The sequence below is a fragment of the Acinetobacter sp. CE-15 genome, from assembly GCF_051059255.1.
GTDB lineage: Bacteria > Pseudomonadota > Gammaproteobacteria > Pseudomonadales > Moraxellaceae > Acinetobacter > Acinetobacter guillouiae.
Map to the genome: position 1 here is coordinate 4,280,569 of NZ_CP192737.1, position 26,688 is coordinate 4,307,256.

At 39.2% G+C, this 26,688-nt stretch carries 26 protein-coding genes and 4 tRNA genes; 12 read left to right on the forward strand and 18 right to left on the reverse strand.

Annotated elements, in window-relative coordinates; genetic code table 11:
• Positions 1-3: 3 nt before the first annotated feature.
• The 8 genes from nusA to tpiA all read right to left on the reverse strand — a co-directional run bounded on the left by nusA (position 4) and on the right by tpiA (position 3,984).
• Positions 4-1,488, reverse strand: coding sequence for a transcription termination factor NusA (gene nusA, locus ACQ7EO_RS19685; protein ID WP_004718337.1), 1,485 nt, complete (start codon positions 1,486-1,488; stop codon positions 4-6).
• Between the two features lie 34 nt (positions 1,489-1,522).
• A complete protein-coding gene (rimP, locus tag ACQ7EO_RS19690; RefSeq protein WP_004718339.1) occupies positions 1,523-2,047 on the reverse strand; it encodes a ribosome maturation factor RimP in 525 nt (174 codons plus the stop codon).
• Between the two features lie 202 nt (positions 2,048-2,249).
• Positions 2,250-2,326 (reverse strand) — tRNA-Met (locus ACQ7EO_RS19695).
• Between the two features lie 100 nt (positions 2,327-2,426).
• Positions 2,427-2,503 (reverse strand) — tRNA-Met (locus tag ACQ7EO_RS19700).
• Positions 2,504-2,579: 76 nt separating this feature from the next.
• Positions 2,580-2,656: transfer RNA gene (locus tag ACQ7EO_RS19705), tRNA-Met, on the reverse strand.
• A 44-nt stretch (positions 2,657-2,700) separates the two neighbouring features.
• Positions 2,701-2,785: transfer RNA gene (locus ACQ7EO_RS19710), tRNA-Leu, on the reverse strand.
• A 53-nt stretch (positions 2,786-2,838) separates the two neighbouring features.
• The gene (gene secG, locus ACQ7EO_RS19715; protein WP_034613616.1) at positions 2,839-3,180 is read right to left on the reverse strand and encodes a preprotein translocase subunit SecG; all 342 of its coding nucleotides are present in this window, start codon (positions 3,178-3,180) and stop codon (positions 2,839-2,841) included.
• A gap of 9 nt (positions 3,181-3,189) precedes the next feature.
• Positions 3,190-3,984 carry a triose-phosphate isomerase gene (gene tpiA, locus ACQ7EO_RS19720; RefSeq protein ID WP_434278475.1) on the reverse strand — a complete coding sequence of 265 codons (795 nt, stop codon included), beginning with the start codon at positions 3,982-3,984 and terminating at the stop codon, positions 3,190-3,192.
• A gap of 277 nt (positions 3,985-4,261) precedes the next feature.
• Here tpiA and pilB point away from each other — a divergent pair, with 277 nt between their 5' ends.
• Genes pilB through coaE form a run of 4 tightly spaced genes read left to right on the forward strand, consistent with a single transcriptional unit; the run spans position 4,262 to position 8,744 of the window.
• Positions 4,262-5,974, forward strand: a complete 1,713-nt coding sequence (pilB, locus tag ACQ7EO_RS19725; RefSeq protein WP_434278477.1) for a type IV-A pilus assembly ATPase PilB — start codon at positions 4,262-4,264, stop codon at positions 5,972-5,974.
• 27 nt (positions 5,975-6,001) lie between these two features.
• Positions 6,002-7,234: a type II secretion system F family protein gene (locus ACQ7EO_RS19730; protein ID WP_434278478.1), complete on the forward strand. Its 1,233-nt coding sequence runs from the start codon at positions 6,002-6,004 to the stop codon at positions 7,232-7,234.
• 2 nt (positions 7,235-7,236) lie between these two features.
• Positions 7,237-8,118, forward strand: a complete 882-nt coding sequence (locus ACQ7EO_RS19735; RefSeq protein ID WP_434278479.1) for a prepilin peptidase — start codon at positions 7,237-7,239, stop codon at positions 8,116-8,118.
• 26 nt (positions 8,119-8,144) lie between these two features.
• Positions 8,145-8,744, forward strand: coding sequence for a dephospho-CoA kinase (coaE, locus tag ACQ7EO_RS19740; protein WP_434278481.1), 600 nt, complete (start codon positions 8,145-8,147; stop codon positions 8,742-8,744).
• A gap of 68 nt (positions 8,745-8,812) precedes the next feature.
• Here the strand turns inward: coaE and ACQ7EO_RS19745 are convergent, their stop codons facing one another.
• From ACQ7EO_RS19745 to ACQ7EO_RS19755, 3 genes are all read right to left on the reverse strand, one after another.
• Entirely contained in the window at positions 8,813-9,724 is a 912-nt protein-coding gene (locus ACQ7EO_RS19745) for a DMT family transporter (protein WP_434278483.1), read from the reverse strand.
• 38 nt (positions 9,725-9,762) lie between these two features.
• Entirely contained in the window at positions 9,763-10,518 is a 756-nt protein-coding gene (gene rlmB / locus ACQ7EO_RS19750) for a 23S rRNA (guanosine(2251)-2'-O)-methyltransferase RlmB (protein WP_004818598.1), read from the reverse strand.
• Between the two features lie 147 nt (positions 10,519-10,665).
• Positions 10,666-10,989, reverse strand: a complete 324-nt coding sequence (locus tag ACQ7EO_RS19755) for a pyrimidine/purine nucleoside phosphorylase (protein ID WP_004718357.1) — start codon at positions 10,987-10,989, stop codon at positions 10,666-10,668.
• A 530-nt stretch (positions 10,990-11,519) separates the two neighbouring features.
• Between ACQ7EO_RS19755 and recN the strand changes: the two genes are divergently transcribed.
• The 4 genes from recN to ACQ7EO_RS19775 all read left to right on the forward strand — a co-directional run bounded on the left by recN (position 11,520) and on the right by ACQ7EO_RS19775 (position 15,218).
• The gene (gene recN / locus ACQ7EO_RS19760) at positions 11,520-13,181 is read left to right on the forward strand and encodes a DNA repair protein RecN (RefSeq protein ID WP_434278485.1); all 1,662 of its coding nucleotides are present in this window, start codon (positions 11,520-11,522) and stop codon (positions 13,179-13,181) included.
• A gap of 318 nt (positions 13,182-13,499) precedes the next feature.
• A complete protein-coding gene (locus ACQ7EO_RS19765; protein WP_105714632.1) occupies positions 13,500-14,054 on the forward strand; it encodes a YqgE/AlgH family protein in 555 nt (184 codons plus the stop codon).
• Positions 14,047-14,490 carry a Holliday junction resolvase RuvX gene (gene ruvX, locus ACQ7EO_RS19770; protein ID WP_315078954.1) on the forward strand — a complete coding sequence of 148 codons (444 nt, stop codon included), beginning with the start codon at positions 14,047-14,049 and terminating at the stop codon, positions 14,488-14,490. The genes ACQ7EO_RS19765 and ruvX overlap by 8 nt, the downstream gene beginning before the upstream one ends.
• 14 nt (positions 14,491-14,504) lie before the next feature.
• Positions 14,505-15,218 (forward strand): SDR family NAD(P)-dependent oxidoreductase, encoded by a 714-nt coding sequence (locus tag ACQ7EO_RS19775; protein WP_434278488.1) that lies wholly within the window; start codon positions 14,505-14,507, stop codon positions 15,216-15,218.
• 53 nt (positions 15,219-15,271) lie between these two features.
• Here ACQ7EO_RS19775 and ACQ7EO_RS19780 read toward each other — a convergent pair whose 3' ends face one another.
• The 3 genes from ACQ7EO_RS19780 to ACQ7EO_RS19790 are packed head-to-tail and all read right to left on the reverse strand — an operon-like array spanning position 15,272 to position 18,627.
• Entirely contained in the window at positions 15,272-16,282 is a 1,011-nt protein-coding gene (locus tag ACQ7EO_RS19780) for an HlyD family secretion protein (protein ID WP_004818589.1), read from the reverse strand.
• A 51-nt stretch (positions 16,283-16,333) separates the two neighbouring features.
• Positions 16,334-16,540 carry a DUF1656 domain-containing protein gene (locus ACQ7EO_RS19785; RefSeq protein ID WP_004718368.1) on the reverse strand — a complete coding sequence of 69 codons (207 nt, stop codon included), beginning with the start codon at positions 16,538-16,540 and terminating at the stop codon, positions 16,334-16,336.
• A gap of 2 nt (positions 16,541-16,542) precedes the next feature.
• The gene (locus tag ACQ7EO_RS19790) at positions 16,543-18,627 is read right to left on the reverse strand and encodes an FUSC family protein (protein WP_434278491.1); all 2,085 of its coding nucleotides are present in this window, start codon (positions 18,625-18,627) and stop codon (positions 16,543-16,545) included.
• 545 nt (positions 18,628-19,172) lie between these two features.
• On the opposite strand from ACQ7EO_RS19790, the gene ACQ7EO_RS19795 reads away from it, so the two are divergent.
• Both ACQ7EO_RS19795 and ACQ7EO_RS19800 read left to right on the forward strand, forming a co-directional pair.
• Complete coding sequence (locus ACQ7EO_RS19795) at positions 19,173-19,961, forward strand: IclR family transcriptional regulator (RefSeq protein WP_004818582.1); 789 nt, start codon at positions 19,173-19,175, stop codon at positions 19,959-19,961.
• A 312-nt stretch (positions 19,962-20,273) separates the two neighbouring features.
• Positions 20,274-20,975 (forward strand): NAD(P)H-dependent oxidoreductase, encoded by a 702-nt coding sequence (locus tag ACQ7EO_RS19800; protein ID WP_434278493.1) that lies wholly within the window; start codon positions 20,274-20,276, stop codon positions 20,973-20,975.
• Here ACQ7EO_RS19800 and ACQ7EO_RS19805 read toward each other — a convergent pair.
• Complete coding sequence (locus ACQ7EO_RS19805; RefSeq protein ID WP_434278495.1) at positions 20,960-21,583, reverse strand: alpha-ketoglutarate-dependent dioxygenase AlkB family protein; 624 nt, start codon at positions 21,581-21,583, stop codon at positions 20,960-20,962. The genes ACQ7EO_RS19800 and ACQ7EO_RS19805 overlap by 16 nt on opposite strands.
• A 111-nt stretch (positions 21,584-21,694) precedes the next feature.
• On the opposite strand from ACQ7EO_RS19805, the gene ACQ7EO_RS19810 reads away from it, so the two are divergent.
• Positions 21,695-22,084, forward strand: coding sequence for a hypothetical protein (locus tag ACQ7EO_RS19810; RefSeq protein ID WP_434278496.1), 390 nt, complete (start codon positions 21,695-21,697; stop codon positions 22,082-22,084).
• A 105-nt stretch (positions 22,085-22,189) separates the two neighbouring features.
• Positions 22,190-23,992 carry an ABC transporter ATP-binding protein gene (locus tag ACQ7EO_RS19815; protein WP_434278498.1) on the forward strand — a complete coding sequence of 601 codons (1,803 nt, stop codon included), beginning with the start codon at positions 22,190-22,192 and terminating at the stop codon, positions 23,990-23,992.
• A gap of 201 nt (positions 23,993-24,193) precedes the next feature.
• Here the strand turns inward: ACQ7EO_RS19815 and ACQ7EO_RS19820 are convergent, their stop codons facing one another.
• The 3 genes from ACQ7EO_RS19820 to ACQ7EO_RS19830 are packed head-to-tail and all read right to left on the reverse strand — an operon-like array spanning position 24,194 to position 26,603.
• Positions 24,194-24,445, reverse strand: coding sequence for a DUF6587 family protein (locus ACQ7EO_RS19820; protein ID WP_004818576.1), 252 nt, complete (start codon positions 24,443-24,445; stop codon positions 24,194-24,196).
• A gap of 29 nt (positions 24,446-24,474) precedes the next feature.
• A complete protein-coding gene (gene feoB, locus ACQ7EO_RS19825) occupies positions 24,475-26,337 on the reverse strand; it encodes a ferrous iron transport protein B (protein WP_034613576.1) in 1,863 nt (620 codons plus the stop codon).
• Positions 26,334-26,603 carry a FeoA family protein gene (locus tag ACQ7EO_RS19830; protein WP_004718380.1) on the reverse strand — a complete coding sequence of 90 codons (270 nt, stop codon included), beginning with the start codon at positions 26,601-26,603 and terminating at the stop codon, positions 26,334-26,336. Before ACQ7EO_RS19830 ends, feoB begins: the two co-directional genes overlap by 4 nt.
• Positions 26,604-26,688: the final 85 nt, after the last annotated feature.

Consider the following 26,688-nt stretch of genomic DNA (forward strand, 5'->3'; position numbering starts at 1 on the left):
CTCCTAGTTAAACCATGATTCACGTGCTTTCATAATCAATTGACCTGCTTTCTCAGCGCCTAAACCGTCGATATCAGAGATATCATCCGTTGCTTGGTCAGCTAAGTCATCGATTGTTACCACACCACGTGCTGCTAAAGCATGCGCAATTTCAGAAGTCATTCCTTCCATCGCAACAAGTTCTGGACTTGGGTCCTGAATATCTTCTTGTTGCTTTAACGCATCAGCTAAAGCTGCTTCTTTTGCACGACTTTGTAGCAATTCAACTGTATCTGCATCTAATTCGATTTCATCGAAAGTTTCTGCAGGTACATAAGCGATTTCCTCAAGTGAGGTAAAGCCCATTTCTACTAAAGCCATTGCAAGATCTTCTTCAATATCAAGACGTGTTACAAACATGTCTAAATACTGTTGAGCTTCATTTTGTTGACGAGCACGGTACTCATCTTCAAGCATCATATCTAATTTATAGCCCGTAAGCTCTGATGCTAAACGGACGTTTTGACCTTGTGAACCAATTGCTCGCGCAAGTTGGTCGCTGGTTGCAAAAATAATGTCTGCTGTACGCGCATCTTCATCAATCACAATCCCAGATACATCAGCAGGCTCTAAAGCACTGGCGATATATTGAGCAGGATCGTCAGACCACACCACAACATCGATACGTTCACCATTTAACTCAGACTGTACCGCTTGGATACGTGTACCACGCATACCAATACATGCACCGACTGGATCAATACGATGATCGTTGGTTTTAACCGCAATTTTTGCACGTACACCGGGTTGACGCGCTGCTGCTTTAATTTCAATGATTTCTTCAGAAATTTCAGGAATTTCTTTTTTCATTAATGCAATCAGCATTTCAGGTTTAGCACGTGACAACAAGAGTTGTGCACCACGACCTTCACGGTTCACATTATAAAGAATTGCATTCATACGCTGTTTAGGGCGAAGAATTTCTTTAGGAATCATTTCTTCACGCGCTAAATACGCTTCTGCATTATCACCCAAGTCAATGATGAAGCCATCTTTGGTTTGTTTTTTCACTTCACCATAGATCAATTCACCGACTTTAGCTTCATAAGCATCCGCCACTAAAGCACGTTCAGCTTCGCGAATTTTTTGCACAATGACTTGTTTAGCAATCTGCGCTGCAATACGACCAAAATCAATTGATGGTACTTCCAACTCACGGATATCACCAATTGACCATTGAGCAGGATCAACATCAGAAATCGCATCTTGACATGCTGGCATTTCATGATCTTCATCAGCAACAACTTCCCATTGACGGAAAGTGCTGTAATCACCTGTTTTACGGTCAATTTCTACACGTAACTGAGCTTCTTCCGAATTCGTTCCTTCGTAGAATTTCTTTTTCGTCGCTGCAACCAAAGCCTGTTCAAGCGCTTCAAAAATTGCTTCACGACTTACACCTTTCTCATTACTAACCGTTTCAACGACGGTGAGAATTTCACGAGCCATAAGTCACCTATTTATTCAGATTTCTATTTCTGGATTAATCCTGAAAGATCAAATTCGCTTTGTCTATATTGTTGCTATCGATCTCAAGTACCTGTTGTTTTTCAACTTCGACTTGAATGAATTCATTTTCTAAATCTACAGCAATTAATTTTGCTTGGAATTTACGGCGATTTTCAACTGCAGCAATCAAACGCAATGCAACTTGTTGTCCGATGTATTTTTCTAACTGTGCCAACTGGAAGAATGGGCGATCCCAACCTGGTGATGATACTTCTAAAGCATATTCACCTGAAATTGGATCATGTACATCTAATATTGCACCGACTTGCTGAGTCACACGTACACAATCTTGTACGCCAATACCACGACCCAATTCTGCTTCACCATCTTCATTGATTGTTGGTTCAGCATTTTCCACAACGTCTTTGTCGATATAAATACGCAATAAAGAACGCTTACCTTGAGGAATAAATTCGATTCCCCAAAGCTCTACATCACAAGCTTGCACTGCAGGAGTGATTAGATCTTGAAGTGCTTGAGTTTTATTTGATAGCTTCATTTACTCTCGTCATATTTGTGCGATTCAATCGCTCATCGGACTAATTCAAACTTACTATAGTGAAGCATGTCTTTTTGACCAATTGATGTCCACACTACACGATAGCCAATAAAAAAGGGCGTAATCGCCCCTATTATCGCACAGTAAACCGAAGTTCACTATGCAAAAAAGACCCACCTATCTGTGAGCCCTTTTAGAAACTTGGTAGCGGGAGCTGGATTTGAACCAACGACCTTCGGGTTATGAGCCCGACGAGCTACCAGACTGCTCCATCCCGCATCAGCGTTGCAAAATTATACACAAGAAATTTATTTTTTTCAATCTATCATTAACCGATACATTGTATTTCTTGCTTGATTAAGTTGCACCTTAATCAAAATGGTAGCGGGAGCTGGATTTGAACCAACGACCTTCGGGTTATGAGCCCGACGAGCTACCAGACTGCTCCATCCCGCAACAACACTGCAAATTCACACATCATCTCAATTTTTCAACTTAGATGATCTTTAATTAAGTTGCATCTTAATTAAATTGGTAGCGGGAGCTGGATTTGAACCAACGACCTTCGGGTTATGAGCCCGACGAGCTACCAGACTGCTCCATCCCGCATCAATGTTTTTTCAGCTGCTAACACCAACAATCTGGTTCATTGTTGGTGCGGAAGGGGGGACTTGAACCCCCACGCCCGAAAGCACTACCACCTCAAGGTAGCGTGTCTACCAATTCCACCACCACCGCAGCTGTGACGCATTCTAGTCGCATCATTCAGAAAAAGAAAGAACTAAATGGCATTATTCGCCAGTTTTTGGTGCAGTTGGTGAAGTTTCACCCGTATTGGCTGGTGCAGCTGGTGCCGTTTGAGAGCTGGTCTGTACAGATTTTAAACCATACGCATCTGAAGTTTGTTTTTTAGCAAACACCGCCAAACTTAAACTAGTGATAAAAAACAAAGCCGTGAGAATCGCAGTTAAACGAGTTAAAAAGCTTGCAGAACCTGAAGCACCAAATACTGTTGCAGCACCACCGCCACCAAATGATGCACCTGCATCTGCACCCTTACCATGTTGAACGAGGATAAGCCCGATCATCAAAACGGCCAAGATGATATGTACAACCAGCACAAATGTATGCATGCTGAACTCCTATTCTTCTGTTTTAGCAAATGCTTGAGCAATTTTATAAAATGACTCAGCATTAAGTGATGCACCACCAACCAGCGCACCGTTGATATCTGGACAAGCAGCTAACTCTACTGCATTTTCAGGTTTGACACTACCGCCATACAAAATCGCTATATGTTGAGTTTGGGTCGTAATTTGAGTTAAACCTTCGCGAATTTTTGCATGCATTGCCTGAGCATCTTGTGGAGAAGCTGTTTTACCTGTTCCAATCGCCCAAATCGGTTCATAGGCAATCACAATATTGTGCCATTGCTCTGCTTTTACAACCGCTGCGAGATCGCAAATTTGTTGTAAGACCACCTGCTCTGCCTGCCCTGCTTCACGTTGTTCTAAGCTTTCACCTACACAATAAATCACTTGAAGCCCAGCATTTAAAGCATTTGATAATTTTGCTTTAATTTTTGTAACATCATCGCCAAAAATTTCTCGACGTTCTGAGTGCCCAATCAACACATAATCAATCTGGCTGTCTTTGAGCAGTTCAGCACTCACTTCGCCGGTATAAGCGCCTGTGCCTGCCATTTGAGAAAGATCTTGTGCGACAACTTTGACTGGTGAATGTGCATCTTTAAGTAATTTTTGCACAGACAGTAATGCAATAGAAATAGGAGCAACACCAATATGACATTGTTGTTCTGTAATCGGTGATTGTTGTAAATACTGATTTAAATCTTGAATGAGCTGTTGCGAATTCGCTTGCATTGGGTTCATTTTCCAATTGCCGACAACCCAAGGAGTAATAGTCGAACCCGACATACATCTAACCTTTTATCGAAAATGTGCACATTCTACACGGAATTTATATTTTTAAAGTATTTTTTCTTTATCAATTCAGTCATCTCATTTAAAGTCATGCTTTAATAATAAGGAATGAAACATAAATCATTTCAAAGATAATGCCAAAAAGCCTGATTGGCTCAAGTTATTTTCAAATATGTTTCTATAAAAAATACGTTTAATTCTAGATATTTCTAAGGATCATCGTATAATTTTCGTATTCCAATTATAAAATGAAATTTAATGTGTTTTGGGGATGTCTATGCAAAATGGTTCACCTAAGTTTTCGGGATATATCCGTCGCTTAGTCGACGAAGGTTTTTTATCTGCCCAGCAAATGAAAGATGCGCTCAGTAATGCTCAAAAAAATAAAGTGAGTATCGTTGCCTATCTCAGTGAAAAACTCAATATACAGCCACTGATCATTGCTGAAATGATCTCCCAAGAATTTGGTGAGCCCATTTTTGATTTGGACAGCTTCAATCCTGAAATGCTGCCCAAGGATCTTATTGATCCAAATTTAGTTAGCAAACATAAAGTGATTCCTTTGGTGCAACGTGGCAATATTTTATATGTCGCCACCAGTGATCCGACCAATATTGAAGCGCTGGATGCCATTCGTTTTAACTGCGGTTTGAATATTGAACCGATCATTATTGAACATCATAAATTAGAAAAATATTTAGAAAAACACTTTACGGTAGAGGAAAGTTTTAATTTTGGTGATGAAGATTTTGATGTTGATATCATCGCAACTGATGACCAACCGCCATCAGAAGATGATGACGAAGCATCTGAAGAAGAAGCACCTATTGTTAAATATATTAATAAACTCTTGGTTGATGCAATTCGTATGGGTGCATCAGATTTACACTTTGAACCTTATGAAAAAAGTTATCGGGTGCGTTATCGTGTAGATGGTGTACTGAGAACCATTACCAATCCCCCCTTACAATTGGCAAGTCGTTTGGCCTCACGTTTAAAAGTGATGTCTAGAATGGATATTTCAGAAAAACGTGTTCCACAAGATGGTCGTATTAAGTTAAAACTCTCAAAGACCAAAGCTATTGATTTTCGTGTGAATTCACTACCGACATTGTTTGGCGAAAAATTGGTGTTGCGTATTCTCGATCCTTCCAGCGCAATGTTGGGTATTGATGCGCTGGGTTATGAGGAAAAGCAAAAAGCATTATTTATGGAGGCCTTAGAAAAACCTCAAGGCATGTTACTGATTACAGGACCCACGGGTTCAGGTAAAACAGTTTCCCTCTATACAGGTTTAAATATCCTCAATACAGAAAGTTCAAATATCTCCACCGCTGAAGATCCAGTGGAAATTAACTTGGAAGGGATCAATCAAGTCAATGTCAATCTTAAAGCAGGTCTTAGTTTTTCAGTCGCTTTGAAATCATTCCTACGTCAAGATCCTGACATTATCATGGTCGGTGAGATTCGAGACCTCGAAACTGCTGAAATTGCGATCAAGGCTGCTCAAACGGGGCATATGGTGATGTCTACCCTACATACCAACAGCGCACCTGAAACATTAACCCGTTTACGTAATATGGGTGTACCTTCATTTAATATTGCCACCTCAGTCAATCTTGTGATTGCACAACGATTGGCAAGACGTTTATGTAATCATTGTAAAGCACCCGTTGAAATCCCTAGGCAGAGTCTGTTAGAAATGGGCTTTACTGAACAAGATTTAAGCAACCCTGAATTGCAAATTTTTCAACCTGTAGGCTGTAATGAATGCCGTGAAGGCTATAAAGGTCGTGTCGGGATCTACGAAGTGATGAAAGTAACACCTGAGATTTCAAAAATTATCATGGAAGATGGCAATGCACTTCAAATTGCAGCGGCATCGGAGAAATTGGGGTTTGATAATCTAAGACGTTCAGGTTTAATTAAGGTCATCAATGGCTTAACTTCTTTACAAGAAATTAACCGTGTGACCAGCGAATAAATATAATCAATATTCAAGGAAATTATGATGGCAGCTAAAAAAGCTCAAATGATGCCGACATTTGCTTATGACGGGGTTGATCGTAAAGGGATCCAAATCAAAGGTGAGCTACCAGCCAGAAATATGGCGCTTGCCAAAGTCACCCTACGCAAACAAGGCATCACCATAAAAACCATTCGGGAAAAAAGGAAAAATATTCTTGAAGGTTTAATGAAAAAAGGCATTTCCACTTTAGATATTACCATTTTTACTCGTCAACTCGCCACAATGATGAAAGCCGGTGTACCTTTAGTACAAAGCTTTGAAATCGTTGCAGAAGGCTTAGAAAACCCCTCTATGCGTGAAGTGGTATTGGGAATCAAAGGTGAGATTGAAGGAGGCAATACTTTTGCTGGCGCGTTAAGAAAATATCCACGTTATTTTGATAACTTATTTTGTTCATTGGTCGAATCTGGTGAACAATCTGGTGCTTTGGAAACCATGCTTGATCGTGTGGCGATCTATAAAGAAAAAAGTGAATTACTCAAGCAAAAAATTAAAAAAGCCATGAAATACCCAATCACTGTAATTGTAGTTGCACTTATCGTCACCATTATTTTAATGGTCAAAGTAGTGCCTGTATTTCAGGATTTATTTAGCTCTTTTGGTGCAAACCTCCCCGCATTTACTCAAATGGTGGTCAATATGTCAAACTGGATGCAAAAATATTGGTTTGTATTTTTGCTGATTGTTGGCATTATTATTGCCATATTCTTAGAAACAAAAAAACGCAGTAAGAAGTTTCAAAATTTTTTAGATCGAACAGCACTCAAAGCCCCTATTTTTGGTGATTTGGTTTATAAAGCCATTATTGCCCGTTATTGCCGTACCCTTGCCACAACATTTGCCGCAGGGGTACCACTCATTGAAGCGTTAGAATCAACCGCAGGTGCGACCAATAATGTGGTTTATGAACAAGCAGTAATGAAAATACGTGAGGATGTTGCTACTGGACAACAATTGAACTTTGCCATGCGTGTCACCAATAAATTTCCCTCTATGGCTATTCAAATGGTGGCGATTGGTGAAGAGTCTGGTGCGCTTGATGCAATGTTAGATAAAGTTGCAACACATTTTGAAAATGAAGTCGACAATGCTGTTGATGGTTTAACCGCCATGATGGAGCCGTTAATTATGGCCATCTTAGGCGTACTTGTGGGTGGCTTAGTGATTGCAATGTATCTTCCAATCTTCCAAATGGGCTCAATTGTTGGCGGATAATGATGAACTTGTTTAATGATTTGTTAAGTTTTTTGATTCAATCACCAACAGCACTCTATCTGACTGTTGGTATTTTAGGCTTATGTGTTGGTAGTTTTTTAAATGTAGTCATTTACCGTACCCCCAAGATGATGGAAAAAGAATGGCGACAGGAATGGCATGCAGAATGCCAACTACTGACAGGCTCACAACAGATTGTGATTGATGAAGAAAAGCTCAGCCTGAGTCAACCAGCCTCTACCTGTCCCCAATGCAAAACTCCAATTCGTTGGTATCAAAATATCCCCATCATCAGTTGGTTGGTTTTAAGAGGCAAATGCGCTTCGTGTCAAAACCCGATTAGTATTCGTTATCCATTGGTTGAGCTTTTAACTGCGGTGTGTTCATTGACAGTCGTTGCTGTTTACGGTCCAACGCTACAAATGGTTTTTGGTGTGCTACTGACATGGGTGCTGATCACGCTTACTTTTATTGATTTTGACACTCAATTGCTCCCAGACCGTTTTACCTTAACCTTGGCTGCAATAGGTTTAGGTATTAACTCATTCCATTTATATACAACAGCAAGTGCTGCAATTTGGGGTTATATTATTGGCTTCCTGTGTCTTTGGATTGTCTACTATCTATTTAAAATAGTGACAGGTAAAGAAGGCATGGGCTATGGTGACTTTAAGCTGCTTGCTGCACTTGGCGCTTGGATGGGGCCATTGATGTTACCGTTAATTATCCTACTGTCTTCTGTAGTGGGTGCGATCATTGGTATTATTTTACTTAAGATTCGTAAAGAAAATGTGCCTTTTGCCTTTGGTCCTTATATTGCAATTGCAGGATGGATTGCGTTTTTATGGGGTGAGCAAATTATGAAAGTATATTTGGGTCAATAATTTCAACACAGTATTAGGAATGCGCAATGACGTTTATCTTGGGTTTAACAGGTGGAATTGGTAGCGGTAAATCCGCAGCAAGTCAATGGTTTGAAACCCAAGGGATTACAGTTGTTGATGCAGATATTGTTGCAAGAGAAATTGTTGAAAAAGGACAACCCGCGCTTCAACAAATTAAAGAGGTTTTTGGGGATTGGGTACTATTAAACACTGGGGAGCTTGATCGTCGTGCATTGAGAGAACATATTTTTAAAGACCCATTAGCACGACAACAACTTGAATCAATTACCCATCCTGCGATTCGCGCTGAGATTATTCAACAATTACAAGCAGCAACCAGTCCTTATGTGATTTTGGTTTCACCGCTACTGTTTGAAACCAATCAACATGAACTCACCCTGCGCTCTCTACTGATTGATGCCAGTGAAGACATGCAAATCTTACGTGCTTCACAACGAGATGGCCAATCCATCGAACAAATTCAGAAAATTATTGCAGCCCAAATGCCACGCCATGAAAAACAAAAATTAGCAGATGATATTGTGCTCAATGATGGGCATATTGATCATCTATATGCGAGATTAGAGTCTTTACATCAACAGTATCTAAAACAGGCACAGCAGTAAATTGTGTGTCTCATCATTTTAAAATAGATTTTTATCAATCAATTTTGTAGCAATTTAACCTGTTTGATCTATTTCTTCTTATCTAACTGCTGCTGCAAACTGTCTTTATGTGTAAACCAACGCCACGGTTGTAAAGCACCAATGCCCATACCAATCAAGCCGCACAGCATTGCAAGGCTTATCGGTTCATTTAACAAGGGTACGGCGATAATTGCGGCAATAAAAGGCGCAAGTGTGACGATACTGCCTGTTTTAAAAGCACCTAATCGTTTAATTGCTTCGACATAGGCCAAAGTCGCAATGATCACTACAAAAATACCATGAAACAACGTTTGCATGACCAAATGTGGTGTGGACACTTGATCTAAATGTTTAGGCAAAAACAACAAATAAATTGGGACATAAACGATCGCCGACCAAATCGCAACACCTGCCATGGCGTGCCATGCGGAAAGTTGCCATTGACGCAATAATACGGTAAAAGTCCCCCACCAAATTGCACTGATAAAAAACAGTAAATCACCAATACCAAAAGCAACGCCTGTTTCTCTATACATCAAAAAACTCATCACAGAAATCGCAGAAAGCATGATGATTAAACTGATCCATATATGTTTATCAAATGGTTGGCGATAAAGTAAGAAACCAGCCAAAGCTGTACACAATGGAATACAACCATTTAAAAAAATGGCAGCATGTGCCGCAGGGACAAAGTGAAACGCGCTATATGACGTCAAACAATAGGCAACACCGCCAATCATCGCCAAAATAAAGGGTTGTTTGTTAAATAGGAAAGCCGTGTCTTTTTTATAGATTAAAATCGGCATCAGAATACAAAATGCCAAAGAAAAGCGTAATGCTGTGATATCCCATGGACTGATATGCCAAATTGCATTCAGTCTTGAGGTAATCGTAAAACCTCCCCAAATACACATTGTAATGGCGACATACATGTAGCCTTGGGTACGGGAGGTCATCATGTTGCTTCTCTAATCTTACCAATATAATTTAAATTAAATCATTCACTTTGTTGACGTTGACGGCATGCCTCATACAACGCCATACCAGTAGCCACACTTACATTTAAACTTTGTAAGTTTCCAGCCATCGGAATAAATACAGTTTGATCACATTGCGATTGGGTGATTGGACGCAATCCAGTATCCTCTGCACCCATCACCACACATACTGGTGTTCCTGTAAAATCAAACTTCTGAATAGGTAATGCTTTTTCATCAAGCATAGTACCGACCACACGAACATTATAATTTTCTTTGATTTGTCCAAGCGTACGCGCCAAATTGGTCACTTGAATAAACTTCACTTTTTCAGCCCCACCTGCTGCAACTTTACGTGCAGTCGGGGTTAATGTTGCTGCACGGTCACGCGGTACAATCACCGCCTCCACGCCCATAGCTGCCGCTGTACGAATACATGCGCCTAGATTATGCGGATCCGTAATATGGTCTAAAGCCAACAATAAAGGTTGTTGGGTTGATTCTAAAAGCTGATCTAAATCTTTTTCATTTAATACAGGGTGTGGGCGAACAGCTGCGACCACGCCTTGATGAAAAGGTTGACCTGCCAATTTTTCCAAACTATCGCGACTTGCTTTTTGGACACTGATTCCAAAAGGCTCTGCAAGTTGGAGAATGCGCTGTAAACGCTGATCATCACGACCTTTTAAGGTAAATAAGGTTAAAACACGTTCAGGTTCTAACTCCAATAATGACTCCACTGAATGAACGCCATAATAATATTCGGACTTCGCCATGAACAACCTCATTAACAACATGATGATAGAAATGAAAAATCCTGCAAAGCCAACTTTACAGGATTCTATTTGATGCTTTAGTTTAACCGATTTCGCTTAAAAATTCTTTGCCTAATTTAGTGTCTGTTTTAAGCAAAGCTTTTTTAATTAGCCTTCTAAATGGCAAACGTAGTCTAAAACGTCATCCGTTTCAATTTTAAAACGACTATTACCAGGCACATAGAATGACTGACCTGCGCGGAACAACTCACTTTCTTCACTGTCTGCGATTTTAACGCGACATTCACCAGAAATAATTTCCATGCGTTCAGGCACATGTGTTTCAAATGTTAAAGCTTCTTCTGTTGGAAGAATGACCCCTAAAGTCTTTTTGGTTCCGTCTTCAAACTGCACAGTGTGGCTAATACATAAACCGCCAAAATATACATTAGATTTTTTAACTACTGATACATGATCATACTGAGCTGACATGCGTATTCTCCAGATAATGCGCATTTATAAAAATTATGTTCGATGTAGTTTAATGTTGCTCCGCAAACTAATCAATCTATGTTTTTAAGGTTAAGCTATTTCTATTTTTGCTCTGCTTTATCAGTCCGCTTAGATCAAAGCTTAAGCTTCTCTAACAATAAAGACCCAAAACCACAATACACGTCACCAAGAATACCAATCCTGTGGATGCTCAATTTATTCCCTACTTAGACTGAAGAAATGTCTTGTTTCAATATTGGCTGATAAAAGATGCAGATCAATAGATTCAAATGTCTGTTGCATAAAATCAGTCATAAAAAATCTAAATATTTGCTTCATTTTTTATCTAATTCAACAGGATTTATCTATTTTGATGTTTTTACTGGCAACTTAAGCAAAGGAAATTACATTTTCATATTAAAATTATTTAGAATGCTTAAAATTACTTCGTATTAGAATACGTTCTGACTTGTGACCACAACAAAACTTCACTATCTTAGAACTTCACCGTTCGCAGCTTGGATGCGTTTATGCTGACACACTTAAATCTGATCAATTTTGCTTTAGCTGATAACCTTGCTATTGATATCGAGCAAGGGTTCAACGTGCTTACAGGTGAAACAGGTGCGGGTAAATCATTATTATTAGATGCGTTGTCAGCCTGTTTAGGTGAGCGTACCGATACCAATTATGTGCGTTATGGTGCTGAAAAAGCCGACATTACCACCGTTTTTAGCTACCAAGCACAAAGTCCAGAAGCAAATTGGCTCAACACCCATGAATTAGATGATGAATCTGGTGAAATTCATTTAAGACGGGTGATCTTTGCAACAGGTCGCAGCAAAGCATGGATCAATGGTCGTCCTAGCAGCCTCGCTGAATTAAAAGAACTTGGCCGCCTTTTGGTACAGCTATACAGCCAACATAGCCAACAACAACTGCTTGAGCCACCCTACCCGAAGCATTGGTTAGATCGTTATAGTAATTTTTATCAGCCTGCCCAAGATGTGCGGGATGCGTATAGCACTTGGCAAAAAAATATTCGTACACATCAAGCAGCAATTGATGCACAAGCCAACCGTCTGCAACGTATTGATACTTTAAAATTACAACTTGAAGAACTCGAAGATGTCATTCGTATTGATTATAAAGAAATCGAACAAGAATTTGATCGTTTAAGTCACCATGAACACATCATGCAAGACTGTGGCTATAGCTTAAATGTTCTTGATGAATCTGAACAAAATATTACTCAAGAAATTTCTTCAATTATTCGACGTTTAGAATCGCATGCTGGACGAAGTGAACTGCTGTCTGAAATTTACAATTCATTGATCAACGCACAAAGTGAAATTGATGACGCAACGGCAAATTTACGTCAGTTTATAGACCGTCAAAGTTTTGATCCTGAACGTATGGATGAGTTAAATACACAACTCGAAGTCTTTCATCGCTTGGCACGTAAATACCGTATTCAACCCGATGAACTCAAACAACAATATGAAACATGGCAAAATGAATTAGAGCAACTACATCAACTTGAAGATCCTGAAACCCTCGCTGAGCAAGTTGAACAATCTCATCAAGTGTTTGTAGAGAAAGCACAACATTTAGATCAGATTCGTCGTAATGCCGCTGAACCTTTAGCCAAGCAACTGACTGAGCAAGTCAAACAACTGGCGCTACCAGAAGCGCATTTTGAATTTAAATTTGAACCATTGGAACAGGCTTCTGCGGAAGGTTTAAGCTTTATTCAATTACTCTTTACTGCCAATAAAGGTATTCCACCTCAACCACTGGCACGTGTTGCTTCTGGTGGTGAGCTGTCACGTATTGCACTGGTCATGCAAGTGATGAATGCCGAAAAAACTGAAGCAGAAGTTTTAGTGTTTGATGAGATTGATGTCGGAATCAGTGGTGGTACCGCTGAAATTGTCGGGCGCTTATTGGCCGGCTTAGGTCAACACGTTCAAATTTTATGTATTACTCACCAAGCTCAAGTTGCGGCCCAGTCCGATCAACACCTATTGGTGAAAAAACTGCAAACAGATCCTGCAAGTAGTACCATCGTTGCACTAGAAGAAGAGCAACTTATTTTAGAATTGGCACGAATGACGGGTGGTATTGAAATCGGTGAAACCACCTTGCAACATGCAAAACAATTAAGACAATTAAAATTTCAGCCGTCTTAATACTTCAATCTAGCGTATAAAAAAGAATACCCATATAAAAACCAGTCAGCACGCGACTGGTTTTTTTATTCCTATTTTGGAATATAAGCGCTTTCATCTATTCGCTCGCCCTATTGCATCGCTTTTATAGAGATACGTATTTTTATTTAGACACCATTTTGTTTATATTTTAAACATATTGATGAAAAACTTGAGCTGTTTTTACAGGCTTTTAAAATATTCACAACCTATTGATATTAATTGTGCTATTTATATAGGTATAGATTTTATTTGAACAATTAAAATTATTTAAGCGGATTGAAAAGGAGTTGCATATCGGTGCCAAAACAATATCTTTCTCATCGCTGCTTGATTGCACCACCTGATCTTGCTGATGATTTCTTTGCCAATACGGTAATCTATCTTGCCCGTCATGATGAAGATGGTGCGCAAGGTATTATTATCAATCGACCTTCAGGTATTCAAGTCAAAGAACTTTTGAATGACTTAGAAATTGAAGCAGATAATGTGCATCCGCATGAAGTCTTACAAGGTGGCCCATTACGCCCTGAAGCGGGTTTTGTGATTCATACAGGACAACCGACCTGGCATTCATCTATTGCCGTGGGTGAAAACCTGTGTATTACCACCAGCAAAGATATTTTAGATGCGATTGCACACAATGAAGGTGTTGGTCGTTATCAAATTGCATTGGGCTATGCCAGCTGGAGCAAGAATCAACTTGAAGATGAAATTACCCGTGGCGATTGGTTGATTTGTGATTCAGATATGGATTTGGTGTTTAATTTGCCTTATACCGACCGTTGGGATGCTGCTTATCGTAAAATAGGGATTGATCGTACTTGGTTATCTTCTGAGATTGGACATGCCTGATTTAAATTCCCCACAACTGATTATTGCATTTGATTTTGGTACACAAAAAACGGGAATGGCTGTAGGTTCCTCCATGATTGAAAGTGCAACACCGCTTGCACTTTTTCCAATGAAAGATGGTATCCCCAATTGGGATGAACTGCTTAAGATCATCAAACAGCATCAACCGAATTTATTTCTGGTCGGCTTACCGTTAAATATGGATGATTCCGAGTCAGAATTATCCACACGCGCACGCAAATTTGCACGACGTTTACGCCATCAAACCAATATTGAAACCCTGATGGTCGATGAGCGCTTAACTACACGTGAAGCACGAGATGAACTCGATCATTACCACGCGCAAGGGCGAGCAAAGAAATTAGCAGCGGATAGTATTGCAGCTGCTTTATTTATTGAAAGTTGGTATCGAAACCCAGAAGGAATTACCCCTTAAACTGAGCATTAAAAATGTCAAAAACCTATGTCATCTATGGTGTAAGCAAAGGCTTGGGACAAGCTATTTTACACGCAGTACCTCAAACACAAGATCTGGTTTTTGGTATTTCACGTTCTCAACCACAGTGCGACCTTGCTCATTTCAAATGGATCTCTGCTGATTTATCAAAACCTGAACATGCTCGGGATGTAGTTAAAAATCAAATTCAAAATCAGCCTATAGATTATCTGATTTACAATGTCGGGATCTGGGAAACAAAAGCCTTTCAAGCAGATTATGACTTTGAACAATGTACTGACATTGAAATATCAAATTTAATTCATACCAATATTCAATCCTGTATTTTGGCAATTCAATCCTTGATTGAGAATCTTAGATTGTCTCCAAATGCAAAAATTATCTTGATTGGTTCTACGTGGGGACTAGATAATCATAACGGCAAAGAAGTGGTCTTTTCAGCCAGCAAATTTGCCCTCAGAGGCATTGTCCATTCGCTCCGAGAAAGTTTACGCAAAGACCAGATTGGGGTGAGTATATTAAATTTAGGCTACTTGGCCACTGAGTTTGATCTAAATACATCTGTGGATGAGGTTTTACAACAGAGTAGTCATGAGTTAATTCCCTTACAGGATGTTATTCTTGCCATCAAATTTATCTTATCCACCAGTCAAGCCAGCTGTGTTAAGGAAATTAATATGCCCGCTATGGCAGACCTAAATCTATAAAAAAACCCATTTTTCAATGGGCTTCAAGATCAAAGTTTAATGATGGATGCTGGTTATTTTTTTGCTTGTTCTAAAATATGTACTGTCACGGTACGTCCTGCGACAAAGGCCAATGAATCATGGGGCACTTCATCTAAAATAATTTTCACAGGTACCCGTTGAGCCAAACGTACCCAGCTGAATGTTGGATTTACATTGGCCAATAAGCCTGATGAAGTGGTCCGTTCACGATCCTCAATCCCTGAAGCAATCCCTTGAACATGGCCTTTATATTTCAAAGAATCGCCCATGAGTTGTACTGTTGCAGGATCACCTAGATGTATTTTATTGAGTTTGGTTTCTTCAAAATATCCCACAACATAGAGCTGTTTACGATCAAGTAAAGCGGCAACAGCTTGCCCAACTTTGACATAATTCCCTGCGCGCAAATCAAAATTTGATAATGTTCCATCTGCAGGTGCAATCACTTCTGAACGTTGCATATTCAATTGCGCCAAATGTACACTACTGGTTGCTGCTTCAATCAAAGCTTTTTGTTGTTTGATATTGGCTTCTGCTTGTTGTACCGCAGCTTGCAATTGCTGATGCTCTGCATGGGACTGATCTCGTGTAGCAAACATTTGATCTTGTTCTTGTTTAGAGATCGCACCATTCATCAGGTCTGCATATCGGCGTGCATTTTTATCTGCAAGATTGATATTGGCTTTTGACTTCACAATATTGGCTTTTGCCTCAGCAAGCCCCGCTTCAGCTTCAGCCAGTCCTGACTGGGCTTTTGCAAGATCTGATTTTGCTTGTTCCACGTCTAAAGTTTGGCGTGCTAAATCAATTTTAAAAAGCACCTGCCCTTTTTTCACGGTTTGGTTATCTTGAACCATCACCTCTGTGACTAAACCAGCAATATCAGAAGACACTTGAATAACATCGCCACGAACACGCCCATCACGTGTCCAAGGTTCTGCATTGTAGTAATTCCAGATATGCAGCGCACAAAATATCGCAATAATTACCACGATACCCAATGATATCGGCCGGATTGCCTTACGTATGTCAAACGTATTCATTTCAATTTTCCAATCATTAAACTTAAAAGTAAATCAGCTCTATTACAGCGGCTAAGTCGTCACCTGAATAAACACCCAATGAATCGACCACAATAAAATCAGATAGATACAGATGTTAAAAATTCCAGGTAATGCAATCCATTCTTTTTCAACCAAGCGATCTGTACCAATACACACCACTTTCCAGATGATGAATGCCAGAATTGCTTGAATTAAAAATATTGGGACATAAACACCATAAATGTTGAGCTCACCCATATTTATGCTCCCAATAAAACAGTTGAAGGTTGCGCATCAACCAGATGAATATGACAAATACTATTGCGAATATTATTCACAGAAATTTCTATACGCTGTCGGATATCTTGATCACCTACCGCTTGCGCATCTTGCAAGACTTGAGCAAATTGCTGAATCAATGCCTGTCGTAAATTATCATCAGGCTGAGTTATTGCTTTTTCGCTTAACCACTGGTTAAGTAGGCCTTGTAATTTAACAATTGCACTGGTCGTCGTAGATTCAGGCGACAATTTTTGGACCAGCTCCTGCAAACGGGTTAAATCAATTGCGGCACTCGACTCAATCAAAGCATTGTTAATTTCGATTTTGAGCTGTTCTGACTGAATCAATTTGGTATTTAACACGCCAATACGATCAAGCATGCTACGTAAATGTATTCTAAAGCCCGTTCCATAAGACATCGCAATACTTTCCCGCATGGCTTTATAGTGTAACGCCAACATCCGTTTTACCGTCATCTCAGGAGACATTGAACGTACCATTTGCATGATACAAACCGTGATAATCGGCCCAATCACGGTTGCAATCGAAGCATCAAAAAAGGTGATCTGATCCATCAAATAACGGTTTTGCAGATTTAACCCCATAATCGTACTCATAATCAGCGGTAAACCCAGTGCATGCAAAGGCGGATGTAAATACAACATCACACAGAACATAATAAAGGGGGCTAATACAACGGCTAACTCCCAAAATGCAGTGATATGCGGAAAAATCCCATACGCATAAATAAAAACCAAAATAGCGGCATAAATACTGGAGCGGATAAATATTTTTAGTGCAGGTACAGGGTCATCTAAAAAGGTCAAAATACATGCTGTAATTGCGGCCATTTCTGCCACCATAAAGCCCATTTTCCAGCCACTTAAAATCCAAAATGCACAGGCAATGTTGGTGGTTAAAAATGCCGATATCCCGCCACGTACCGCAACGCCATAATCACGATGTAAACTGGGATAAGTTGTGGTTAAAGGTACAATGGATTCAGGTAAGCTATGATTACCTTGCTGCATGCATTGCCAAATAAACTTCACTGCACGAACATTTTGAATAAAATGGCGAATATCCATTTTTAGACTGCCCAAAATCACCTGTTGTTTAGCAGTTGCATGTTCAGTGATGGTTTGAAATTCTTGGTCAAAATGTTCAGGTAAGTGCTTAAGCTCATCTTCAAGAATGGCATTCTCACCTTCTAAAAAATCATCAATCTTTTGATGAAACTCAAGCAGATACGGACGATAAGCTAAATCAATTTGATCCAGTTGCTTGATCCGTTCTGACATTGCGACCAAGTTAGCCACTAACATCGTCACTTGATGTAGCAACTCTTGGAGTGGTTTGGTCATGCCCTTAAATTTTGAAGTTTCATAACTTAAATGCACAGCCATACTATGAATATCTGTTGTATCACGCGTGATATTGGTCAATAGCTGAGTATAATTATCTGTATGTGCGGGATCAGACAAAATTGAGTCAAAAGCCTGTTTAGTGTCTTGCATGGTTTTAGTGACACGGAGTTCGACCACAGGCCCAATATGCATAGGAAATATAGTGGCAGAGACCACAGCACTACACACCACACCCAACGAGATTTCTAAGAAACGACCCACTGCCATATCGAAAATCGACACCGTCTCGATATAATAAATCGAGTTAAAACAAATAATCACTGCGGTATAACCCGCTAACATCACCACATAACTGCGTGGTGATCGGTCGATTAAAGACAGATATAGACAGATCCCCACCCAAGTTGCCAATACAAAGGTAAATAACCAAGGGGTATTAACCAAATGAGGCATCACTGCGATAGCAAAAATTGCTCCGATCAAGGTTCCTAAAATTCGATAGATACTTTTTGATGCCATCATGCCCGAATAAGGATTGGCAATCACAAAGACTGTACCAATCGCCCAAATCGGATAGCTCAGGTTGAGCTCAAATGCGATATAGAGTGCCAGCATTCCTGCAATGAAAGTTTTGCTCGCAAAAATCCAATCGAGTTTATTGGGTCTAAAAGCCAATAAGGGTTTGATCAGTAACATGCAAGCAACTCACTATAAATTCAATTTCATTGATTTTCTCTGTCATCTCTAGCTCTGTAAGATCTAGGAAGCTGATATTCACCACTTTTATGAGGCTTTGTTGTACACATCACATTTTCTTTTCTTAGCGACCAAAAAACCACACTGCTTAGTCAAATAAACAGTGTGGTTTAAAAAAAGATGTGAATAGAAGAACAAATTTAGGCATTTGCTCAAATACAACGATTGAGTAGAGAAGGACTCAATTTATGATAAAAATTTATACTTCTAGAAAAGTATAAATTCACCATTGGATATTCATATCAGCAATAATCTCAAAAAAAATACAAATAATCAATAAAAATATCTCATTTTGATAATTCAACTAAATATAATTTACTTTGATGTTCAAATGTAGTGCTTTTTCTCAAAATAACTACTAAAGTTAAAAATGTAGAATCATTTGCATTTACAATGCAAATTCCACTGTTTTTTCTTGAACAATTTGTTATAAAGTAACATTCATTATTATTTTTTTTGATTCTCACTAATTGAGTAGGTCATCAATGGCACTTTCCAGTTTTGGCAAAATTCTCACCGTATTGGATTTATTTTCGGTGTCTCGCCCAGTAATTAATGTCGATGTGATTTGTGAAGAGCTTGGTTTATCTAAACCGACCAGCTATCGCTATTTAAAAGAATTAGTTTCGGCTGATATTTTGCAACGCTTAAATGGAACTTCAGGCGATTACACCCTTGGTCCTAAAATTGCTGTGATGGACTATATTTCTAGAACCACCGATCCATTGGTTCAAATCAGCAAACCATTTATGCAAGAAATTTCAGAACGTACAGAGCTTTGCTGTTTACTGACACATTTAAATGATGACTATTGTATTGATGTTCATCATGAGGTGTATCGTGATGAAACTTTACTTTCTTATGGTCGTGGTTGCCCTCGTCCCGTATTTATGGGCTCCTCACCTAAAGTGATCATGGCGCATTTATCTAAACAAAAAATTCATGAGTATTACCTTCGCTTTGCAACACAATTAACTGAAGTTGGTTTTGCTGAAAATGAAGAAACCTTTGTTAATAAAATGAAAAAAATAAAAAAACAAGGTTATTATTTTTCACAAGGTGAACTTGATCCAAATGTTTCTGGCTTATCGATCCCAGTGAAGTTTTCAAGTAAAGAAGCGCCTTTAGCATTGACCGTACTTGCTTCAAAAAATCGTTTTGAATACGTCAACACCCCAAAACTAATTGAAACCTTGCAAGAGTCTGCTGCACAGATTGAAAAACGCTATCAAGCACTCTCTGCCAATGACCAATTATCTGAATTTCACCCATAAGCGCAATCATCTTGATAATTTAACATTTCGTAATGTTTTTATCTCTTGATAATGTTTTTATATTCTCATAATATGATTATGTTCTTCAGTAATCCATGATTTTTTGGACATTGTTTTTGCGAAGACAATTCCTCCTCAGAGTAAGGAAGCCTATGTGTTTAAACATAGGCTTTTTTATGTGCATTTTTTTATCCATTGAGTTTACTTTTAAGCCATTAAAAAAATAATTAGAGTAATTGGCGAATCATTTTCATTGAGGAATAATCTAAAGCAGCCAATAACAATGATGCATAATTTTAATTAAGGAATGTTATGAATATTCTCATCGTCCATGCACACCCTGAACCCCTTTCATTTACAACCGCGATGAAAGATCATGCTGTTGAGGTCTTGGAAAAATTAGGACATCAAGTTGAAGTTTCAGACTTGTATGCCATGAATTTTAATCCAATCGCATCACGAGAAGATTTCTTAGAACTGAGTCATCCTGAATATATGAATTATGCTTTGGAGCAACGCCATGCTTGTAAAAATAAGCAGATTGCCGCAGACATTCAGATTGAAATTGAAAAAGTACAAAAAGCAGATTTAGTGATTTTAAGTTTCCCCATGTATTGGACATCTGTACCTGCCATCTTAAAAGGCTGGATTGATCGCGTATTCGTTTCGGGTATTTTCTATGGTGGTAAACGTTTTTATAACCACGGCGGCATGGTGGGGAAAAAAGCCTTGTTAAGCTTTAGCTTGGGTGGCCGTGAACATATGTTTGGTGATCATGCGATTCATGGTTCAATTGAAGATTTATTACTGCCGATTCAACGTGGAACTTTAGCTTATGCAGGCTTTGACGTGTTGCCACCATTTACCGCTTACCATGTTCCTTATATTTCTAATGAAGCACGTCAACAAATCCTGCTTGATTATCAGCAATATTTACATAACTTAGAAAATTTACCTGCATTAGACTTTCCTAAACTTGAACAATTTGATGACAAGCTTTATCCACTTGGATAAAAGTAACGAAAGGTCAAATTTACACGAGGCGCTAAAATTCGTGTAGATTTGGCGAGGGTATGTTTCCAATAACGTTGGGTCTGCCCTTGCATCACAATCAACTGACCACTGTGTAAAAGTAAATCTACTTTTTTAGCTTTCCACTTGTGCTTAAAACTGAATTTTCGAGTAGCACCTAGACTCAATGAAGCAATCACCACATTGTGGTTGGGCGCTTCCAATGATGGCTCATCATCACTATGCCAACCCACGCCTTGCGAGCCATTTTCATATAAATTTGCCAAACAGGAATTATAAGTTTGCCCTGTGAGTTGCTCGATATGCTGTTTGAGTCGATATAAAGCGGGATTCCAGATATGGGCTTGTTTTGCCATACCTGAATAATGATATTGGTAATCATCATCGCCATACCACACCACTTTGCGCTCAGTTTTATAATATTGACCATGCAAATAAACTTCATCATGTTGCCAGGCCAAATGCTGTAGAAAATAGTTTAAATATTTTTGACTTTGTTGATGATCCAAAATTAAGCCAAAGTCTTTTACTACCCCATCATAAGGCAGTAAATTATCTTGTGCTTCAGGTTCAAATAAATCTAAATTCATTGTCTAAAATGAGCGACTGGTTCATCCAACAATGAATCAATATTTAACATGAAACAAGTCTTTTTTGATCAAAATTGAACAACTTTAATATGAAGAATAGTAGGTCATATCATGGGTAAATATTCAAATGAACAGTGGTATATAGAAGGCGTCCAAGCCTATTTAGCCAAATATGGCGAAGTCCCACCGCCATGGATTTTTGCACCAGAATACCATCCTTATTCTATAGGATGGCGAATGGGAAGCGGAGAATCACATATGATGTATTTAGATGAATGGATGAGTCAGCAAAAAATGAGCTTTGCTGAAAAGGTCAACTATTTGCATCGTTACCCAGCACCACCACGTTGGTATCAATGGCTGGTTCACTTTTTATGGAATGATCTTCCATATGATATGGAAGATCAAGACTATCTCAAGTATTTTGAAAAGCTTAATGAACTCGGATTTAAATTAGCAGACCAATTTCAAGAGGATTTTGATCGTGAAAATTTGGACTAGTGTAAGACATTATTAAAATCTTTCACAATTCAAAACATAGCAATCACTTGTAGCAACGTTTATTCAGCTTTAGACTAAAACCAAGCTGATAAAAAGCAAAAACCTATGAATTTATGGCAATTATTTCAAAAATTACGCCCCTTTGTACGTCCCTACCGCTGGCTTGTCATCGTCACCTTAGTGTTAACGTTGATTGGCTCACTCACCGCTCAGGTCAATGCCCTCACACTTAAATATGCTGTAGACAGCATTAACCATCTGATCCAAGCAGGACAAGGCCTAGCGGATGGATGGCACATTATCATTACCATTACTGTGGTTTTATTGGCCAAAGAAGTCATCAATGCAATTGTTCAATTTGGGCAAAAATCATTTGGTGAAAAACTCAGAATTTTAATTTCACAGGATTTATCTCAGGGCATTATCGAAAAGTTTATTACCTATCGATTGGCCTTTTTCGATCAGAAAAATAACCAAGCAGGAAAATTACAAACCCGTATCGACCGTGGAGTTAGCTCACTCACCCGACTGGTACAAATCTTTTTTATTGATATTTTACCTTTATTTACCAGTGCAATTATTGCTTTAGCCCTAATGTATTATGCCAATTTTTGGGTGGGTGTAGTCGCGACAATCATTGTACCAATTTACTTTTGGCTGACCTTTAAACAATCACAAAAGCTTTCCGGCAAACGCCGAGCCTTGCGCGATAACATGGAAAAGAAGAATCAAGGTATTTTGAGTATTATTAACTCAATTACAGTGATTAAATCTTTTAATAAAGAGGCTGTTGAATCCACCAAGCAACTGAATTTACAAAAGTCACTGACTGAAAATCAGATGCAAACTCGACAAACCAGCTATATTTTTGATGGTCTAAAAACCTTTATCGAACAAGTTGGTGTAGTCCTGATCATTATCTTAACTGCTTACTTTGTTTTAGATGGACAAATGAGTATAGGGATGATCATGTACCATGTATTGTTGTTCAATAACGTGTCTGCACCGATCCGCTCTTTGCACCGTATTTATGATGAAATTAACTCGGCAATGATCTATTCAGAAAGCTTCTTTAGTATCTTAGAAGCAGATCATGAAATCGAAGCCAGTGGTTTAATGAAACCTCAAATTCATGGCAAATTTGAATTGGAAAATGTTGATTTTATCTATCCGAATGGTCATCAAGCCTTACATCGGATTAACATGACTATTCAACCCAATAAAATCACAGCCTTAGTCGGCTTATCAGGTGCGGGAAAATCAACCTTAATCAGCCTATTGGATAAATTTTACGCCCCGAACTCAGGCTGTATCAAACTCGATGGGATTGATTTAGAACAACTCGATACACACTATTTAAGAGAACATATTGGCTTAGTATTGCAAAAGAATCATATTTTCCAAGGCTCAATTTTAGAAAATATTCGTTATGGTAAGCCCCATGCAAGCAATGAAGAAGTCATCTCAGCTGCCAAAAAAGCCTCGATTCATGAGCAAATTTTAAAATTACCCCATGCCTATGAAGCAGATGCCTTGCTGTTATCTGGCGGACAGCAACAGCGAATCGCACTTGCTCGAATGTTCCTTAAAAACCCGCCAATTATCTTTTTAGACGAGCCCACAGCGAGTTTAGATGCCATCGCTTCAGAGCAAATCAAACAAAGCTTAGATGAGATTAAACAAGGCCGAACTGTGATTATGATCTCGCATAGCCTTTCACAAATTATTGATGCCGATTACACCTATGTGATGAAAGAAGGACAAATCGTTGAGCATGGTGAACATCATGATCTTTATCATCAAGATGGTGCTTATAAGGAAATTTTTGATGCGATGGCTAAAAGCTTAAATATCGAAAAAATTGCACGAACTTTTGAAGATGATGGTGAAGAAGAAACCCATAGCTAAAGCGTAGTTGGTGCTTTATATCAACTGACAGAAGCTCATACTGATTAAATTGCTTTTTGCAGCATTGGATCATTCAAGATATGTCTATCAGATAGCGATATAAATTATCTTTTACGAACTACTATTCCCATATACAAATAAAAAGCCACTCTATGTTCTAGAATGGCTTTTTTCTTTTTAGAGTAATAATTTAGAGGCTAATCATTTCCATTTTACGGCTTGGACTTCAACTTTTTTAGGATTGTCCGTTTCAGCACTACTACAACCACAACCGCCACCGCATCCACTCACCATCGCAGGCTGAATCCATTTGGCTAAACGATTCCAACCTTGCGACTGACAAAATTGAGCCAGTTTAGAAAACACCGAATACGCTGACTTTGGGAAGACTTTCTTAAATACAAAAATTGCACTCCAAATCACCAATACCGCAATAATCAAAAATTCAATCATCTCTAGCTCCTTTGCTTCAAGATTCTGGCTTATAGACCAAAATAACGTGACGCAATTTGATAAGTGAGGAAAGCCATTAAATAAGCCAAACCAAATAGATAAACTGTCATACCAGCAACAGTTTTCCAAGAACCTGTTTCACGTTTTACCGTAGCCAATGTCGCTAAACAATGCGGTGCATAGATAAACCACACCAACAACGATAAACCTGTTGCAACTGACCAGCTTAAATCCCCCTGACTGATCAGATGTGATAAACCTTGAGCGACTGCATCATCATCCGCTGCAGATAAAGCATAAACCGTACCCAATGCTGCAACCACAACTTCACGTGCTGCCATCGCTGGAATTAAAGCAATACAGATTTGCCAATTAAATCCAAGCGGTTCAAAGATTGGGTGCATCACATGCCCCAACATCCCGGCAAAAGAGTAGTCAATATCGGGTAAAGTTGCACCCTCTGGCGGTTGAGGGAATGTACACAAGAACCATAACAAAATCGATAAAGCGAAAATAATGCCACCGACGCGCTTTAAGAAGATCTTGGCACGGTCTAACAAACCAATCCATACACTTTTTATATCTGGGATACGGTAGCTTGGTAATTCCATCAATAAAGCATGTTGTGATTTATCTTTCTGGAAAAATTTCAGCACGGTCGCAACAATGAGCGCACTCACAATTCCCGCCATGTATAAACCGAAGAGCACTAAACCTTGTAGATTAAGGAAACCCCAAACCATTTTCGCTGGAATAAATGCGGCAATCAGTAAAGCATACACAGGCAAACGCGCAGAACATGTCATCAACGGCGCAACCAGTATCGTCACCAAACGATCTCGTGGATCACTGATACTTCGAGTCGCCATGATCCCAGGTACCGCACAGGCAAAACTGGATAACAGTGGGATAAATGCCCGACCACTTAAGCCTGCTTTAAACATCAATTTATCGAGTAGAAACGCCGCACGCGGTAGATAGCCTGACTCTTCTAAAACCAAAATAAAGAAGAACAGAATTAGAATCTGTGGCAAGAACACCACTACACTACCTGCACCTGCAATGATCCCATCGACCACTAAGCTGTGAAGTAGTGGTTGGGTAATAAACTGCCCAATCCAGCCACCAAACCAGCCAAAAAATTCTTCAATACCATCCATAAATGGCGCTGCCCAAGCGAATACTGCTTGGAAAACAATAAACATCATCAGCGCAAGGCTAAGAAGTCCTAAAACGGGGTGTAAAAAAATCTTATCGAGAAAATCAGTACGTTTGTCTTCATGATCTAAAAAAATCACCACATCTTTTAAGATTTGGTCAATTTTTTCATGATTGGAACCTGAAAGCTTAACATCACTCAGTTCTGCACTTGGTGTGTGGAATTTTTCATTTTCCAAAGCACCCATCAAGTTTTCAATCCCTGCATTACGCACAGCAACCGTTTCCACCACGGGAATACCTAAACGCTGTGATAATTTTTGGGTATTGATCTGCATCCCACGACGACGTGCTTCATCCATCATGTTTAATACAAGCAGAATCGGTTTGCCTTGTTCAATGACTTCAAGCACAAGTCCCAAATGTAATTTTAAGTTGGTTGCATCCACCACACATAAAAATGCCTGTTGATCTTGTTCACCGGCAATTTTCCCCAAGACTACATCACGGGTAATGGCTTCATCAGGACTGGCTGCATCGAGGCTATAGGTTCCAGGCAAATCCAGAACACGCACTGCACGACCAGAAGGTAAATTAAATGTACCCACTTTACGTTCAACAGTCACCCCAGCATAGTTGGCAACTTTTTGACGTGTACCGGTTAAATGGTTGAAAAGTGAAGTTTTACCGCAGTTAGGATTTCCCACTAAAGCAATACGTAAAGTTTCGCTCATGCGGAAGCTCCTTCTAATGCCTGATGTATTTCAATTTTTTCGGCTTCGATCTTACGTAACGCAAATCGAGTAAAACCAATTTGAATGAGAATAGGATCACCACCAAAAACACCTTTTGTGATCACTTGTACACGTGTGCCAGGCACAAAACCTAGAGTTTCTAAACGACTCGCCACTAAATCTGGCTGATTGACATTATCTTGCGAGGTGCGATTGACCTTTGCGATAATGGCAGTTTGCTTTACTTTCAAGTCTGACAAACGCACAGCAATTAACCCTAAAATTTACACGATAGACAGACTATTATACATACAAATGAGAATAATTACCAAGTAAGGTTTGATTACAATT

What these genes read in the sequence shown, in the direction of transcription:
- rimP (WP_004718339.1), bottom strand. Translation starts at nt 2,047, where the DNA reads ATGAAGCTATCAAATAAAACTCAAGCACTTCAAGATCTAATCACTCCT.
- ACQ7EO_RS19795 (WP_004818582.1), top strand. Translation starts at nt 19,173, where the DNA reads ATGGCACTTTCCAGTTTTGGCAAAATTCTCACCGTATTGGATTTATTT.
- ACQ7EO_RS19755 (WP_004718357.1), bottom strand. Translation starts at nt 10,989, where the DNA reads ATGTCAGCTCAGTATGATCATGTATCAGTAGTTAAAAAATCTAATGTA.
- ACQ7EO_RS19810 (WP_434278496.1), top strand. Translation starts at nt 21,695, where the DNA reads ATGGGTAAATATTCAAATGAACAGTGGTATATAGAAGGCGTCCAAGCC.
- ACQ7EO_RS19785 (WP_004718368.1), bottom strand. Translation starts at nt 16,540, where the DNA reads ATGGGTGAGCTCAACATTTATGGTGTTTATGTCCCAATATTTTTAATT.
- ACQ7EO_RS19745 (WP_434278483.1), bottom strand. Translation starts at nt 9,724, where the DNA reads ATGATGACCTCCCGTACCCAAGGCTACATGTATGTCGCCATTACAATG.
- ACQ7EO_RS19735 (WP_434278479.1), top strand. Translation starts at nt 7,237, where the DNA reads ATGAACTTGTTTAATGATTTGTTAAGTTTTTTGATTCAATCACCAACA.
- ACQ7EO_RS19805 (WP_434278495.1), bottom strand. Translation starts at nt 21,583, where the DNA reads ATGAATTTAGATTTATTTGAACCTGAAGCACAAGATAATTTACTGCCT.
- tpiA (WP_434278475.1), bottom strand. Translation starts at nt 3,984, where the DNA reads ATGTCGGGTTCGACTATTACTCCTTGGGTTGTCGGCAATTGGAAAATG.
- rlmB (WP_004818598.1), bottom strand. Translation starts at nt 10,518, where the DNA reads ATGGCGAAGTCCGAATATTATTATGGCGTTCATTCAGTGGAGTCATTA.
- ACQ7EO_RS19790 (WP_434278491.1), bottom strand. Translation starts at nt 18,627, where the DNA reads ATGTTACTGATCAAACCCTTATTGGCTTTTAGACCCAATAAACTCGAT.
- pilB (WP_434278477.1), top strand. Translation starts at nt 4,262, where the DNA reads ATGTCTATGCAAAATGGTTCACCTAAGTTTTCGGGATATATCCGTCGC.
- recN (WP_434278485.1), top strand. Translation starts at nt 11,520, where the DNA reads ATGCTGACACACTTAAATCTGATCAATTTTGCTTTAGCTGATAACCTT.
- ACQ7EO_RS19780 (WP_004818589.1), bottom strand. Translation starts at nt 16,282, where the DNA reads ATGAATACGTTTGACATACGTAAGGCAATCCGGCCGATATCATTGGGT.
- ACQ7EO_RS19815 (WP_434278498.1), top strand. Translation starts at nt 22,190, where the DNA reads ATGAATTTATGGCAATTATTTCAAAAATTACGCCCCTTTGTACGTCCC.
- secG (WP_034613616.1), bottom strand. Translation starts at nt 3,180, where the DNA reads ATGCATACATTTGTGCTGGTTGTACATATCATCTTGGCCGTTTTGATG.
- ACQ7EO_RS19775 (WP_434278488.1), top strand. Translation starts at nt 14,505, where the DNA reads ATGTCAAAAACCTATGTCATCTATGGTGTAAGCAAAGGCTTGGGACAA.
- ACQ7EO_RS19730 (WP_434278478.1), top strand. Translation starts at nt 6,002, where the DNA reads ATGGCAGCTAAAAAAGCTCAAATGATGCCGACATTTGCTTATGACGGG.
- ruvX (WP_315078954.1), top strand. Translation starts at nt 14,047, where the DNA reads ATGCCTGATTTAAATTCCCCACAACTGATTATTGCATTTGATTTTGGT.
- ACQ7EO_RS19820 (WP_004818576.1), bottom strand. Translation starts at nt 24,445, where the DNA reads ATGATTGAATTTTTGATTATTGCGGTATTGGTGATTTGGAGTGCAATT.
- coaE (WP_434278481.1), top strand. Translation starts at nt 8,145, where the DNA reads ATGACGTTTATCTTGGGTTTAACAGGTGGAATTGGTAGCGGTAAATCC.
- feoB (WP_034613576.1), bottom strand. Translation starts at nt 26,337, where the DNA reads ATGAGCGAAACTTTACGTATTGCTTTAGTGGGAAATCCTAACTGCGGT.
- ACQ7EO_RS19800 (WP_434278493.1), top strand. Translation starts at nt 20,274, where the DNA reads ATGAATATTCTCATCGTCCATGCACACCCTGAACCCCTTTCATTTACA.
- nusA (WP_004718337.1), bottom strand. Translation starts at nt 1,488, where the DNA reads ATGGCTCGTGAAATTCTCACCGTCGTTGAAACGGTTAGTAATGAGAAA.